At 39.0% G+C, this 15,099-nt stretch carries 13 protein-coding genes and 1 pseudogene; 10 read left to right on the top strand and 4 right to left on the bottom strand.

Annotation, left to right across the window (positions count from 1 at the left end; all coding sequences use genetic code 11):
• Positions 1-3: 3 nt before the first annotated feature.
• Together AA0X95_RS17460 and AA0X95_RS17455 are read left to right on the top strand one after the other, a co-directional pair.
• Positions 4-1,659, top strand: a complete 1,656-nt coding sequence (locus tag AA0X95_RS17460; protein ID WP_413300025.1) for a copper resistance CopC/CopD family protein — start codon at positions 4-6, stop codon at positions 1,657-1,659.
• Between the two features lie 25 nt (positions 1,660-1,684).
• A complete protein-coding gene (locus tag AA0X95_RS17455; protein WP_413300023.1) occupies positions 1,685-2,326 on the top strand; it encodes a YcnI family protein in 642 nt (213 codons plus the stop codon).
• Positions 2,327-2,396: 70 nt separating this feature from the next.
• Here the strand turns inward: AA0X95_RS17455 and AA0X95_RS17450 are convergent, their stop codons facing one another.
• On the bottom strand, positions 2,397-3,122 hold the full coding sequence (locus tag AA0X95_RS17450) for a YhcN/YlaJ family sporulation lipoprotein (RefSeq protein WP_413300021.1): 726 nt from the start codon (positions 3,120-3,122) through the stop codon (positions 2,397-2,399).
• Between the two features lie 172 nt (positions 3,123-3,294).
• Between AA0X95_RS17450 and AA0X95_RS17445 the strand changes: the two genes are divergently transcribed.
• Positions 3,295-4,083, top strand: coding sequence for an alpha/beta fold hydrolase (locus AA0X95_RS17445; RefSeq protein WP_413300019.1), 789 nt, complete (start codon positions 3,295-3,297; stop codon positions 4,081-4,083).
• A gap of 129 nt (positions 4,084-4,212) precedes the next feature.
• Here AA0X95_RS17445 and AA0X95_RS17440 read toward each other — a convergent pair whose 3' ends face one another.
• Together AA0X95_RS17440 and AA0X95_RS17435 are read right to left on the bottom strand one after the other, a co-directional pair.
• Positions 4,213-5,121 (bottom strand): MBL fold metallo-hydrolase, encoded by a 909-nt coding sequence (locus tag AA0X95_RS17440; protein WP_413300017.1) that lies wholly within the window; start codon positions 5,119-5,121, stop codon positions 4,213-4,215.
• Positions 5,122-5,213: 92 nt separating this feature from the next.
• On the bottom strand, positions 5,214-5,786 hold the full coding sequence (locus tag AA0X95_RS17435; protein ID WP_413300015.1) for a phosphatase PAP2 family protein: 573 nt from the start codon (positions 5,784-5,786) through the stop codon (positions 5,214-5,216).
• 162 nt (positions 5,787-5,948) lie between these two features.
• On the opposite strand from AA0X95_RS17435, the pseudogene AA0X95_RS17430 reads away from it, so the two are divergent.
• The 3 genes and pseudogenes from AA0X95_RS17430 (at position 5,949) to AA0X95_RS17420 (ending at position 8,993) form a co-directional block, all read left to right on the top strand.
• A pseudogene (locus AA0X95_RS17430) lies at positions 5,949-7,144 on the top strand (amino acid permease).
• Positions 7,145-7,149: 5 nt separating this feature from the next.
• On the top strand, positions 7,150-7,374 hold the full coding sequence (locus AA0X95_RS17425) for a hypothetical protein (RefSeq protein ID WP_413300013.1): 225 nt from the start codon (positions 7,150-7,152) through the stop codon (positions 7,372-7,374).
• A gap of 413 nt (positions 7,375-7,787) precedes the next feature.
• The gene (locus AA0X95_RS17420; RefSeq protein WP_413299614.1) at positions 7,788-8,993 is read left to right on the top strand and encodes an IS256 family transposase; all 1,206 of its coding nucleotides are present in this window, start codon (positions 7,788-7,790) and stop codon (positions 8,991-8,993) included.
• A 549-nt stretch (positions 8,994-9,542) separates the two neighbouring features.
• Here AA0X95_RS17420 and AA0X95_RS17415 read toward each other — a convergent pair.
• Positions 9,543-12,227, bottom strand: coding sequence for a BTAD domain-containing putative transcriptional regulator (locus tag AA0X95_RS17415; protein WP_413300011.1), 2,685 nt, complete (start codon positions 12,225-12,227; stop codon positions 9,543-9,545).
• A 236-nt stretch (positions 12,228-12,463) separates the two neighbouring features.
• Between AA0X95_RS17415 and AA0X95_RS17410 the strand changes: the two genes are divergently transcribed.
• From AA0X95_RS17410 to AA0X95_RS17395, 4 genes are all read left to right on the top strand, one after another.
• Positions 12,464-12,586: a hypothetical protein gene (locus AA0X95_RS17410; protein WP_413300009.1), complete on the top strand. Its 123-nt coding sequence runs from the start codon at positions 12,464-12,466 to the stop codon at positions 12,584-12,586.
• A 55-nt stretch (positions 12,587-12,641) separates the two neighbouring features.
• On the top strand, positions 12,642-13,304 hold the full coding sequence (locus tag AA0X95_RS17405; protein WP_413300007.1) for a DUF2306 domain-containing protein: 663 nt from the start codon (positions 12,642-12,644) through the stop codon (positions 13,302-13,304).
• Positions 13,305-13,332: 28 nt separating this feature from the next.
• Positions 13,333-13,947, top strand: coding sequence for a VC0807 family protein (locus AA0X95_RS17400; RefSeq protein WP_413300005.1), 615 nt, complete (start codon positions 13,333-13,335; stop codon positions 13,945-13,947).
• A gap of 76 nt (positions 13,948-14,023) precedes the next feature.
• A complete protein-coding gene (locus AA0X95_RS17395; protein ID WP_413300003.1) occupies positions 14,024-15,040 on the top strand; it encodes an alpha/beta fold hydrolase in 1,017 nt (338 codons plus the stop codon).
• Positions 15,041-15,099: the final 59 nt, after the last annotated feature.

Raw genomic sequence — 15,099 nt, 5'->3', positions numbered from 1 at the left:
AGATTGAGTTTCAAAAAAAACGGCATTGTTTTTGCTCTCATATTTTATCTTTTTCTATTTTTGTATCCTTCCTTTCCTTCCGCTCATGCTTACATAAAAAAATCAACACCTTCTGAAAATGAGACACTCTCAAAGCCACCAGAGAATGTGACGATTGAGTTTGATGAACCGATACAGCCGTCATATCATTCGATTGAAGTGTTTGATTCAGAAGGGAATCGTGTAGATCAAAAAAACGGGCATATTGATACGAAAAATTCATCCGTTATCGAATGTGACCTAAAAGATAATCTTCCAAACGGTACTTACCGGATACAATGGAGGGTTGTTTCTAGTGATGGTCATCCTGTTCAAGGGGTGATTCCCTTTCAGATAGGGGAGGAAGGGAACAATCAAGAGAGCTCCGACATCAATCAGGAGTCAAAGGGATATACGCCTGAATGGGACCTTCTCAGCATTCGCTGGCTTCAATATGTAAGTAATGCATGTTTGGTTGGAGCACTCTTTTTTTACATGTTTATTTTACAAAAGGAATTAGTAACAGATTTATGGGTGAAGGATGCTGTTAGCAAAATAGTCAAGTTTTCGTTCCTGACTTTAACTTTAAGTATTCTTTTGAATTTACCGTTACAGGCTACTATAGAATCAGGTTTACCCTGGAGTGAGGTTCTTAGTATCCCAGTGTTAAGAGAAATGATAGAGAACACTCTCTTTGGAAAAACGTGGATCATCCAGATCGATGGGTTGTTTTTTCTTTTTATATCCACCTATCTGGTTATAAAGAAAAGATTGGATAAACTAATATTACTTTGGAGCACTCTTATTCTTGGAGTAGGACTTTTATTATCTAAGTCCTTTACCAGTCATGCGGCAGCATCAACAAATATGTTTTTCAGTATTTCCTTGGATTTCCTTCATTTATTATCCGCCTCCATCTGGATTGGTAGTTTACTGACTTTAGCAACTTTGATTCCTTTAAGCAAAAAGATGGAAACTAAGAATTTGTTTATAGACACCATAAAAAGGTTTTCCAAATGGGGAATAGTGCTTGTAATTGTTCTAGCAACAACAGGCTTTATGAGCAGTCTTTCATTCATTCCTAATCTTAGAACGCTTGTTTCAACTGATTACGGAAGAGTATTGTCAGGTAAAATCCTTCTATTTCTTATGATGATCATTTTTGCGATGGCAAACTTTTTAAAAGGAAAGAGGCGTAGGGAAACAGGATGGAGATCAACCTTATGGGGTGAGTTAACACCAGGACTAATCGTTTTGGGACTTTCTGTTTTATTAACAAATTTACCAACTGCAATGGCCTCTCCTGGGCCATTTAAGGAAACAAAGACCATTCAACAGGGAACTAGAATTACATTTGTGGCGACTCCAAACGTGATTGGAGAAAACTCTTTCGTAGTATGGTTGAAGGACGAAAAGGGTAAGCCCATTTCGAATATTGAACAAGTAACACTTACTTTTACATCATTAGAAATGGATATGGGTGAAGATTCTAAAATTGTAGATAAGATCAGTGATGGTAAATATGGAACAAAAGGGTTGAATTTTAACATGTCTGGTCAATGGAACGTAAAAGTCCATGTCCTAACCAATGACTTAGAAACCCTCGATACTCATTTCAAGGTCCTAGTAGGTAGTAATTAAACAACAACATAGAGGAGAAAGTATAATGAAAAAAACAATGAAAAAGATTTCAAAAGTATTTCTACCAACGGTTTTAGGCTTATTTTTGTTCACAAGCGTGGCTAGTGCACATGTTACGGTGACACCAAAAACATCTACAACAGGGGCATGGGAAACCTATACGGTTAAGGTTCCAGTTGAAAAAGAAATACCTACAACTAAATTTACCTTAAAAGCACCTGAAGGGGTAGAAATTATGTCCTATCAGCCCGTACCAGATTGGACCTATACTGCTGATAAGGATGCCAATGGAAAAGTTAAATCAATCACATTTGAGTCTACAGGTGAAGGAATACTACCAGGACAATTTCAACAGTTTACCTTTGTTGCGAAAAACCCAGAAAAGGCAACAAAGGCTGCATGGGATGCTTTTCAGTACTATAAAGATGGTAGTATCGTTGAATGGACAGGGGATGAAGGCGCAGATACCCCACATTCTATTACAGATATTGTTGTAGGGGCATCAACAGCTGATCATCATCAAGCTACAACTGAAGACACTCACAAAGATGACGAAAAAACAACGGATGTTGAGAACACGCCAAATAATTTACCTCTAGTATTATCAATCGTATCAGTTATCTTATCACTAGCTGCATTTGTATTGGCATTACGTAGAAAGAAATAAATAGTAAAAAGAAGCACTGCTCAGTTGTGAGGCAGTGCTTCTTTTTATGTCTACTGCTTTCGTTCCATATTTAGAAGGAACGTCTTATTGTATTCGTAATGTCGTTCCAAAGTCCGTCCCTGTTTCGACCATTACCTGTGTCGGTTGTGTAGTCTGTTAGTCGATTAAAGAAGTCTACATCATATGTTACATATACATTGTTAACATTGTTTTCCGCTGTACGCACTTGTTTCGCGATCTCTTTTTCTAGGTGGTTCGATGCCTTCCTGAAGTTTGTCCCACCATTAATACCAGTGTCACGAACACCTGTGGTACCGCCGATGTTGGTTCCATTAGTAGTACCAGGATTTAGAGCGTTGCCTGTATTGTCAGTACTAGTCACGCCTGTGGTACTTGGATAATTACCGTTTCTACCTGTACCTGCACCACGTGCGTTGATATCATTTGCACGAGTCGTGTCAACAGTGCTCATACTGGTGCCGCGAGTAGTACCTATATTTGTTTGATTCGTTCGATCGTGTAGTTTCACCGCCACATAAGCATCATTGTTGCGAATGATGACATGTGCCAAATCAACGGCCTGCAATTTCTCTACACTTTTTCCTGCACGATTAGAAACACGGAAGCTTTTGTTGGAGACATTGGTTAAATCAAGACCATCATTGTTATTGTTTCTAACGTTGTTAGTATTTAAATTGTTTCTAGTTACATTATCTGTTCGGTCGTTCATTCCACAGCCAGTTAAACCTAATAAGGTAGTTGCTAAAACGAAAGTAACTAAAACTTTTTTCGTCAAAAATGTCCACTCCCTTATAAAACATTGTCTTACATACATATAGTTGCCACTTTAAGTGGAACTATTCGAGATCTTGGACAGGTAAAATATGTTCAATTTGATATAAGGAGAATAAGCACCTGAAGTGGTGTTAAGCTAAAAATAAAATACAGGATTGTGAGGTGGCTGAACTATGGCAATTTTAACAACAGTTGGGAACGGCCTTTATTACAGTGAACAGGGTGAAGGAACATCGATTATATTTGTTCATCCACCTCTACTCACAAGTGCTAATTTTGCCTATCAAGTTGAAGGGTTATCACGAGAATTTAAGGTGATCACATTTGATATTAGAGGTCACGGTCGGAGTCCTTATTCCGAGCAGACCTTAACCTATCAGCTCATTGCAGATGATATGATGCATCTTTTGAATCGTCTAGGCATTGAAAAAACATATCTTTGTGGATATTCCACGGGTGGGGCGATTATATTGGAATTTTTACTGCGACATCCTAATCGTGCTTTAGGCGGCATTATTGTAAGTGGAATGTCAGAAGTGGGGGACAGTTATAACAAAAGAAGAATATCAATTGCAAGGTTTCTGACAAAAACAGGGGGACTTCCTATTTTAGGTCTTTCTGTTTCATGGAGTAACTCAGATACTATTCGTAATTTCAAGAATATCTATCGTGAAGCACTAAAGGGGAACAGAAAAAACATCGAGCAGTATTATCATGCTTGTTTAGAGTATAACTGTACAAATCAACTTCATACCATTGATAAACCGGTTTTGTTGGTATATGGAGAAGGGGATAGACACTTTCAACGATATGCAAAGATTTTACATAAAAAGCTACCAAATAATGAAGTAAAGTTTATCAATGAAAAGCATCGCATTCCCACGAAATCAGCAGCGGAACTAAATCAGTTCATTCGGGAGTTTATTGAGGATCGGCAGCAGAATTCGCTCATTAAAGGGTAACATTCGCTCATAAAATTCGATATTCGCTCATATTACCTTGGGATTCGCTCATAAAAAAATTCGCTCATAAGCAGTTGATCCGATAAAAAACTGGGGACCATTCAATTATAATGGATGTCCCCAGTTTAATTAGATCACTGTTTCACCAAGTAATAACACCTTTAATTGTTCTTCAGGAAGCTGTTGCTTTTTCCATTCCTTCAAGAGACGTTCTAATGCTTCCGGGCCCGTGTCATCCGCTAAACGATACGCTCCGTAATGCATCGGGACAAAAGTTTTCGCCTTTAATTCCACATAAGCTTTCACACTATCCTCTGGTGAGATATGTGAGTCCGCCATAAACCATTCTGGTTCATATGCACCGATGGGCATAAACACCGTGTCAATGGTAAATCGGTCCGCAATTTGTTTAAATCCGTCAAAATATCCGGTATCCCCAACAAAATAAAATGTATCTTGCTCTGTATGGAAGATCCATCCGCCCCAATGGGAGGTATTCATATCCATCAGAGACCTTCTTGTCCAATGCTGGGCAGGGACGAAATGGATCGTTAATCCATCATAAGTGGTACTTTCCCACCAATTCATTTCCGTTACTTTTTGATAGCCTTTTCTGTTAAAAAGGGACTTTAAGCCGGCAGGGACATAATAGTGAGGGCTCCCTTTTAGTTTTTTTAAAGTCGGGAAGTCCAAATGATCATAATGACCATGAGAAATCACAACGATATCAATCTCTGGAAGCTCTGAAATTGAAAGTCCCGGTGCTGTTAATCGTTTTTGAAATCCCATCCGCTTTGCCCAAACAGGATCTGTTAGTATATTAATTCCATTTAGCTGAATCAAAAAGGTCGAATGGCCAATCCATGTATAAGAAGTTTGACTTCTGTTGGCTGTAATTTCTTCAATTTTTTTAGTAGGAGATTGTTCAATATTAACAGTTAAATCCTTTACTTTACTTCGTCTTTCTTTTTGCCATTTCCTCATATCCTTAAAAGATTTGTTGTTTGTCACATGATTCAAGTTTGCGTATCTCTTCATTTTCACCTTGTTCTCCTCAAATACACTCTATTCTAATGATGAGTATAGCAAATAACCAGTTAATCCAGCAAAATTGTGGAAATGATTCCAGGTTAATCTTGAATTTTTCCGGAAAAAGTTCGGAAATGAGTATAAAGGCGAAGGGTCCTTTCAAGAAATGGTCTCCAATACTTTTCAGTAAACTTAACCACAAATGCCGTAAGATTGCCAAGAATGGCGCTTCCTACAATATCAGAGGGATAATGCTGACCCATCCAGATTCGAGAAATGCCTACTAAAAGGGATAACAGCCACAAACCCAAGCCCCAAGTCCGATGATAAACAAAAACAAAAGCGGACACTGCAAAGGCAAGAGCGGTATGTTTACTTGGATACGAAGAATCCTTTCTAGAGGGGACTGGTGGTAATAAATGAACGGCTTGTTTCAAGAAAGGCCTGGGTCTATAAAAAATTCTCTTCATCAACATGCTAAGTAGATAGGTTACACTTATGGTTACCCCAGCATTTAGGGCTTTTCTTTTATTAAAATTAGCTCGAAATAATAGAAAAAGTAATACAAAAAGATAGACATAGCGCGTTCTCTTAGAAAGGGTGACCATAATGAAGTCTAAAACACGAGAAGATCCAGCTAACTCGTTAATAGACCTAAAAATCCGATTATTCATAAAAAATACTCCTTTATTTATAGTAATGATATTTTTCTCCTCTAAAAACTAGAATATGTACTCGATAAAGCCACTTTATTCCCTCCCATCCAATACAGAATCATTTTGAAAGGCTTAGTAAATAATAATTTACAAAATAAATGGTATAGGAGAAAACATTTAATGGAGAAATCAAGCAAAGGGCTGTCAGCGTGGCAGCTTACTATGATGGCCTTGGGAAGTGTAATTGGGGGTTCCTTTTTTCTAGGGTCGTCCATTGCGATTCATGCAGCAGGACCCTCAATTTTACTATCTTATGTAATCGCGGGTGTACTGGTTTTTTCATTCTTTATGCACTTTCAGAAATGACCGTAGGAAATCCTACAGTTGGTTCCTTTAGTACATACGCAGCACAAGAACTGGGCGAAGGAACGGGATTTGTTGTTGGATGGCTATATTGGACAGGGATTGTTCTTTCAATGTAGAGTGAAGCAACCGCCATTTCTATCCTATTTCAAGAATGGTATCCGAATGTATCAATAGCCATACTGGGAAGCGCCATTCTCATTGGAGTGACGTTGCTAAATCTTTTGGGAGCGGATAAGTTAGGCAAGTTGGAAAGCGGCCTTTCAGCCGTCAAAATTTTTGCGATCATCTTTTTTATCCTAACGGCTATCGTGCTTATTTTCGGAATTAAGCCAGGAGAGCCTGCCATAGGGTTAGGTGAATTAGCAAGAGAGCCCTTAATGCCTGAAGGGATAAAAGGGATTGCGGGAAGTATGTTAATTGTTATTTTTGCCTATGCAGGCTTTGAGATTATTGGCTTAGCGGCTTCTGAGGCGGGGAATCCCACAGAAACCATTCCTAAAGCGATTCGCTACACGGTAATATCTCTTGTAGGTTTGTATATCCTGTATGCATTAGTGTTACTTCCGCTAATTCCAACTTCAACACTAAATGAAAACATCAGTCCGATGGTGGCATCCCTTGATCGCTGGGGGATAGGATGGGCAGGTACGTCTCTAAACATCGTGTTAATCTCGGCCATTCTTTCTGCCATGCTGGCGGCTATCTTTGGATTGGGAAGGATGATTCGATCACTTGCAGATGAAGGACATGCGCCAAGATGGTTAAAGGATTCAAAGGATGTACCGTATCGCGGGATTTTATTTTCAGGGTTAGCTATGCTCTTAGGGCTTGGTTTTGGTCTACTGTTCCCGAGGCTGTACCTGGTTTTGATCACATCGGGTGGATTTGCATTGATCTTTACCAATGAGGTAATTATGGCTAGTCACATCCGTTTTCGAAATAGGAATGGGTGTCCACCAGGGGAATCTGTCAAATACCCGGCTTTCCGTATACCTCTTGGATTACCTTAATCAGCATGATCATTGTTTTAATAAGCATGCCATTCATTCCAGGACAAGGAACGGGGCTTGTCGCTGGGATAGGGATGGTTGTCGTTTACTCACTTTGTTATTTTGCGATGAGATACCGGACTCGTGGCGGTTCGAGCAGAAGCGAGGTACCAAATATTGATTATCGAACTGGGATGCTAACCGAATTCTCAGAAGAGCTGACAGATCAGGTGAATGATGAGGAAAAATAAGATACATTTAACGGGTTTGCTTGACAAGTAAATCGCGAATACAAACACATTGGAATTTACATAGGAATTCTAGTACGTTTTTTGTTGATGTGGCAAGTATCTATTGGCTTTTACCGGGTTATGAAGGACAAAAAACAGTTGGCATGCAAGAAAAATGTCCTTCATCCGAGTTATGAAGGACAAAAAACAGTTGGCATGCAAGAAAAATGTCCTTCATCCGGGTTATGAAGGACAAAAAACAGTTGGCATGCAAGAAAAATGTCCTTCATCCGAGTTATGAAAGACAAAAAATGGTTGGCATGCAAGAAAAATGTCCTTCATCCGGGTTATGAAGGACAAAAAATGGTTGGCATGGAGAACGTCTATAGTTTTGTGTAAATGGTTATACTTACCAATTAAGGAGATGATCATTTATGCAAAATTATAGGGATATGACAATTAGAGAATTGGCAGGTCAATGTGAAACAGTGGACGATATTCATGCCATGATTAGGGACCTTTTCAAGGAGACTCTCCAACAGGTTTTCGAGGCTGAGATTGAGGAGCACCTTGGGTACTCCAAACATGATTCTAAAGGTATCAATACGGGAAATAGCCGGAATGGCTATAGTAAAAAGACCATTAAATCTAAGTTAGGTGAAACCAAGTTAAATATCCCTAGAGATCGTAAAGGTGAATATGAACCGCAGATTATAAAGAAATATGAGACCTCTATTAATGGATTAGAGGATCAAATAATTGCCCTTTATTCTAAAGGTATGTCCACACGGGATATTGAGGACCACATGAAGGATATTTATGGTATTAACGTCTCTTCTAGTTTAGTAAGTAAGGTTACAGACAAAGTGTTGCCTCTTGTCTATGAATGGCAGTCCCGTCTACTAGACCCTGTGTATCCTATTGTGTTTTTGGATGCAATACACTTTAAAGTTAAGCATGAAAATAGGATTGTTAGTAAGGCAGCTTATACAGTTTTAGGCGTAAATACAGATGGTATTAAGGACATTCTTGGTATTTGGATCGGCGAAGATGAGAGTGCTAGTTTTTGGTTGAACGTTTGCCAAGATTTGAAGAGTCGTGGTGTACAAGATATCCTAATTGCCTGTAAAGACGGGCTTTCTGGATTTTCAGAGGCAATTAATGCCACGTTTCCGAAAACAGATATTCAGTCTTGTATCATTCATCAATTACGAAATAATGTAAAGTGTGTTCCTCACAAATTCCGTAAGGAACTTATGGACGATTTAAAAAAGGTATATAAAGCATATACAATTGAACAAGCAGAATTGGAATTTGATGAGTTTAAAGAAAAGTGGGGAAAGAAATATCCTTCTGTTATTAAATCATGGGAGACCAACTGGCTAGAACTCACGACTTTCTTTTCTTACCCAGTAGAGATTAGAAAGTTAATTTACACAACCAACACTATTGAAGCATTCCATAGACAACTAAGGAAAGTCACAAAAACAAAAACTGCTTATCCAACGGATAATGCATTAAGGAAAATTGTTTACCTTGCGACTGTTGGAGTTACAGATAAATGGTCTAATCCTATTCCTGGATGGTTAGAATGTAGACAGCAGTTTGATATCATGTTTGAGGGCCGGCTTGGGAAATAATTGACGTAGTTAAGTTAGGGCTCTGCCCTAAGGGTTTATCGCTTTCGTTCTCCCAAAAGGAAAAAGAGAGGAAAAATCCTCTCTCCTTTTGTACAGAACCCTACTAGGTGCTCGGGTTGCTCCCCAGCATTGCCCTATCCCCCTAGTAGGTAAGAACACTTTAGTTTCAATATAGTCAAATCATATAGGATTTAACCATTTACACAAAATAATTTACATTCCCTTGGCATGCAAGAAAAATGTCCTTCATCCGGGTTATGAAGGACAAAAAACGGATGTTTAACAAGAAAAATGTCCTTCATCCGAGTTATGAAGGACAAAAAATGGTTGGCATGCAAGAAAAATGTCCTTCATCCGGGTTATGAAGGACAAAAAACGGTTAGCTAATAAGAAAAATGTCCTTCATCCAGGTAATGAAGGACAAATCCTACTGCGATTTTTCCTGCGAATGAAATGGCGAGATAATGTGAGAATAAATTAGAGATTTGACATACTATTTACAGTTCTGCACTCTGAAAGTTTACCCGTTAATCTACTTTAGGGTGGGGATTAGTTTTTATTACGCGAAGAAAACAACCCCTGAAGTTTATCTTTAATCGGAATGCCTAACTCGCCCTCAATAACGTTCTCCATTTTACTACCAATCTGCTGGGCAGAACTCACCAATCCATTTTCAAGTAGAAGCCTGATATACTCCCAGTACACATCTTCTGCATATTCATCTTGCTGGATAATTAGGTCGTAATAATGCATCCCTTGGGTAATGTCTTTTTGGCCCCAATAGTGTTTCCCTAATTCCTTTAGGATTTGAAGATAACTTTGCTTTGTTGTTTCTCTAATAGGGTCCAGAAATGATTCATACGGATACTCAGCCAATAAGTCTCCTTGATACAGCTCCACGGCTTTTTTTAAATTGTCGATTCGTTCCTCGTTTGATTGTCCGATAACAGGTTGGACGAGAAGGCGAAAACGTTCTAAATCAATCTCACATTCATTTTTATCTAAAAAAATAAATTCCCCGCTCTGAATGATATATTTAGACAAACGTGCCGCTCCTAAATCCGGCTCAAGAGCTTTTCTTAACGTAGAGAGGGAAACATAAAACCGATTATTTTGTGAGGAATAATTCCCATCCCCAAATAATTCTTCTACAAGAATATCTTTCGGTATTTTTTGCTGGCTTTGAACGGCTAAATAGAAAAGTAGTCGTAAACTTGATTTTCTCTGTAGAGCAATAGTTTTCCCATTAACCTGGAGTTGAAAGCTGCCGAAAAGCTTGATGGTTAGTTTACTGCTTTTTAACGGTCTAACCGTAATAGTTGAATCAAACTCTTTTGGAAAAGGCCGAACCTTTTCTAAAAATTGATTCACCATGGAGGAAAAATAGCTGTAATGGGAAAAAAATTCCGATGCCCGCTGTAAATATTGTTCCGCTAACAAAGGTTCATTTTGCTCAAAATAAATCAATCCAAGCTCAAGGCAGCCCCAACCAAGGTCTGTTGCTAGATTAAATTTCTCTGCTTCCGCCATTCCTTGCTTAGTAAAAAGAAGTGCTTTCTCGAAATCTCCTTTTAATCGAAAGTATTTACCGATTGCAATGAGGGGATAAACACGTGCACCTTCATCATCATACTGATGAGAAAGTCTGAGAAGTTCCTCAACAAAAGGTTCTGCGTGTGCTAATTCATTTTGTTCTAACAACAACTCGGTTAACACCCATGTTGCATGCATGCGGCTATCGGATGCGCCTTCTTGTTCGATGTTTGTTAACGCCTTTTTCGCTAAGGTGACACCTTCTTCGAGCTTACCAGAAAATCTGCAGCATTGGGCGGCAAGGGCAAAATTCACCGAAACAAGGTCTGAATGTCCGATTAATTGACTTCCTTCAAATGAAGAAATGAAATGATTCTTTGCATCTACAATTTCACCTGAATAATACAGGATGATGCCAAGGCGATGTTCCAGGTAAACGAGCGAAGAAGATACCCCTTGTTTCTTTAAGCTGGAAAGTGTCTGTTTTATAGGTTCGATATAACTACTAAGGATGGGGACAGGCACACTACGAAATAAAAAATGAGAGAAAAGCGCCATCGAGATTGAAGGGCAAATCGTTTCCAAAGTTCCATCTAGCAATAAAATAAACCGTTCTGGCGTGTAAAGATTCATCATCTTCTGCATAAGACGAGCAGCATCCCCATAATTGTAAGCCGCTAAGTAATGAGCAAAGGCGAAATAATAATGATAGTCCGCTTCATATAGCTTTGCTGCTTTTAAATGCAACTCACGTACCTTCTGTTTCCCCTGTGTTTCCATTAGTTTTTCATATAGATACATTCGAAAAAGAGGAAGATAGGTTTGTTTACCGTCTTTGTTTTTCCGGATATAGAACCGCTGGTTTAGTCGACCATCTGACCATTCTTTTGGTATCTCTGATGAGAAAGTGGTGATTATTTGGTGATCCCATTCGTGCAGAATACTTGATAGCTGAAGGAAGGATGACACTTCCGATAAAGCTGTGAACATCTCCGTTTCCAATTCCTCGAATAAGTCAGAAAAGGGAAACATCCGCCAGTCCCACCGTCGATTCTTCGGACTCGCTTCTTTCCAAGCTTCTAGAATAAGCGGCAGGCTAGCAGGCCATCCGCAGGTTTTTATGTGAATAAGTTCTAGTTCATGTTCTTTCAAGGATAAACATTGTTGCTGAAAATAATCGTTAAGCTCTGTTGGGGTGAATTCAAGCTGCATTTCATTTATTTCTGCAAGGCGATTTTGTACTTTTAATTTTGTATAAGGAAAGGACGGGCGCTGCCTGCTAATCACTACAAAGGTGACGTATTCCGAAGCATGTTGCACAAGTTGTAGCAGGAAATCACGGAGAGCAGGTGACTCAACAAAGTGAAAATCATCGAAAACGATCGCCAAGGGCTGATCCCAATGAGCAACTGCCTCAAGAATGGATAGTTCTGGTTGCTGCGCGTGCTCTAGTGACAAACCTTTTTCAAGTAATTCTATAATTACCGGAAAGTCTCGGTTCAATTCGTGATAGGAGAACCAGAGTGTTGTAATGTTACGGAATCGCAGGTAATTGGCTATAAGTGTTGTTTTTCCATAACCTCCTCCAGCTACGACGCTTACGAGCGGTTTGGAAAAATGGTTATCAAGCCCATTGAATAAGGTGGTGCGAATGAATGTTGGATCATTTTTGGGGATTTGTAGCCGAGAAGATGGGATCACCGTGTGCGCCTCCTTTCCTGTAAGAGTTTGTAAGTTTACCATACTAGAAAAATTATAGCATATGTAAGAAATTCTTGGAAAACTGTAAGAAATCTGTAAGATGGGTGGTTTAAAGTGAAAACATAGTTCATTATTATGCAAATCCCAAAGAAGTAGGTGGTAAAAGTAATGGTAGAAGTGTGCTACGTCTACTTTTTTGTTAAGAAAGAAGGAAAAAGTCGAAGTAGAAGGGTGCTATGTCTACATTACCGTTAGGGAAGAAGGCAAAAGTCGAAGTAGAAGGGTGCTACGTCTACATTACCGTTAGGGAAGAAGGTAAAAGTCGAAGTAGACTTGTTATCCGTGTACTTTTTCCATAAGGAAAATGACATGTAGCGAAGTTCAATACTTTAGCTCTAATAGGAGGAGACATTAATGAAAAAAATAAAACAAAAAACAGGCTGGATCACATTGTTTGTTATGGTATTTCTTTTTATTGCTTACGTACTCATTCAATACTTCATAGTAAGTCCTAAGGAATCGGGGGTGGTTCAAGGGAAACTTGCTACACCGCATTTCCCATATAGGCCCTGGATCGGTGTGTTATATGTGCATATCGTGGCAGGGTGTACGGCTTTCATCATTGGTCCCTTTCAGTTCTTCAAAAAACCAGTAGGGAAAGGGGCATCCCTTCATCGCAAACTGGGCTATATCTATGTTCTATCCATTCTTTTTGCTGGAGTCGCAGGTATGTATTTATGCTGGTACGCAACAGGAGGAATCATCAGCGGATTAGGATTCTTTATGTTAGATCTATTGTGGCTCGTGACAACCGGAATTGCCTTACGAATGGTACTACAAAAGAAGTTCGCCGCACACCGCCGCTGGATGATTCGCAGTTATGCCGTAACTTTTGCATTTGTAACATTCCGTTTGTATTTACTCCCGTTTACATTACTACTAAACCTCTCGATCCAAACGGCCATTCAAATGTCTTCATGGCTTTGTTGGATAACCAATTTGCTGCTTATTGAGCTATTATTAAGGAGAAAAACTGTAAATGCAAAAACAGAACTACACATTACCCGCATTCTTTAAATTTTTACAAAAAAGAAGGGATTCTACAATGATGAAACGAAAAGATATTTACCTAACTCTTTTAATAAACGGATTGGTGCCGTGGGGGCTTTATCTCATTTTATCCAAACATATGAGCAGTGTTGCTGCGCTTTCGATCGCCACACTTGCCCCGCTAGCAGATAATCTTTATTTTCTCATAAAAAGGAAAAAGTTAGATGTTTTTGGACTACTCATGCTGTTTACTTTTTTACTAACCCTCCTGTTAGTCATGCTTGGAGGAAGTGAAAAGCTTTTACTCATAAAAGAGTCATTCATCACCGCAGTGGTTGGATTCATCTTCCTACTATCATTATTGTTTAAAAAACCACTGATGTATCATCTTGCATTACGTTTTATTGGTACAACAGGATTTGCTGATAACTGGAAATATGATTACTTTCGCTTCGTGATGCGTCTAATGACCTTTGTATGGGGCCTTGTCCTAGTTTTGGAAGCCACTGTTAGAATCACCTTGGTGTTCGCACTCTCTACAGCCACCTATCTAGCAGTTTCGAACATCGTGTTATACGGCTTTATTGGTGGAGCGATTTTGTGGACCGTTTTTTACCGTCGTATTTCTGCACAGAAATTAAAAGTCATCATAAGTAATAAAGTTTGCTAGTTTAACGAGGAGTTCAACATGAATATAACTAGATTAAGAATTTTATTTTTGAAAAAAAGGAAAGTAGGAAAAAGTAATGGTAGTTTTCTATATTGTATCAGCGATTGGTCTCTGTTTGATAATTGGCATACTCTATCAATCGCTGGCTACTAAATTTGACGAAAAACAGTATCCAGCGCCTGGTCTGTTTGTGGAGATTGACGGACGGAGGCTGCATTATCAAAGTTTCGGTGTGGATAAGGGACCAATCGTTATCTTTGACCATGGATGTGGAATCGGTTCATCTTCACTCATTTGGAAACTTGTTACCGATAAAGTATCACAGTTTACGAGAGTCATTACGTATGATCGAGCAGGTTATGGCTGGAGTGACCCGGGTTCCTACCCGAGGACAAACCAAGCTGCGGTTGAAGATCTTCGTATTCTTATTGAAAAGGTCAATATGAAAGGACCGATTATATTAGTCGGTCACTCGTATGGCGGGCTAAACGTTCGATTATTTGCAAAAAAATACCCCAACCTGGCAGCAGGCATCGTCCTAGTTGATGCCACCCACGAAGACGAACTAACAAGTCGATTCCCAGCTAAATATGTGAAGGGGCAAATGATGGGAAGGAAAGCATTTAAGCTGCTTAAGTATTTGTGTTACTTCGGTATTTTAAGAATCATGGGTAAACTGCATGCCTTCTCTCAGATTGAAGAAATTCTCAAGAAGTTTCCAAATCAACTACAGTCAATCTATCAATCTACACTCTTTTTGAATAAAACTGCAAAGGCTGTAGCAAGCGAGTTTTCCAATCTAGATGTTAGATATAACGAGGTAAGAGGTTCTTCTCTTAGCCATGTCCCGTTAGTGGTGATTAAAAGTGGCAATGTTGAAAACCTAAATGGATTTTCAGAGGTAGAAGTGGTTGAAACGAAAAAAGCCTTGCATGATGTAGCAGTTGAAATGTCTAAGTTATCAACAAATGGAGAGTTATGGATTGCCGAAAATAGCGGCCACAATATTCATGTCGAGGATCCAGATCTTGTGGTAAAAGCAATAAAGAAAGTTTGTCAAAGTAAAGTTAGTGCCTTCCCCTTTGTTCGATAAAGTGGGGAAGGTGTTTTTTTATTGTAAAAAAAAGGTTTTAACTTTTTAGAATAGAAATA

Origin of the sequence: Neobacillus phoenicis (genome assembly GCF_047302305.1) — a bacterium.
Classification (GTDB): Bacteria; Bacillota; Bacilli; order Bacillales; family Cytobacillaceae; genus Neobacillus.
The sequence above is the reverse complement of the archived record's forward strand: the minus strand, read 5'-3'. Positions and strand labels throughout refer to the sequence as shown.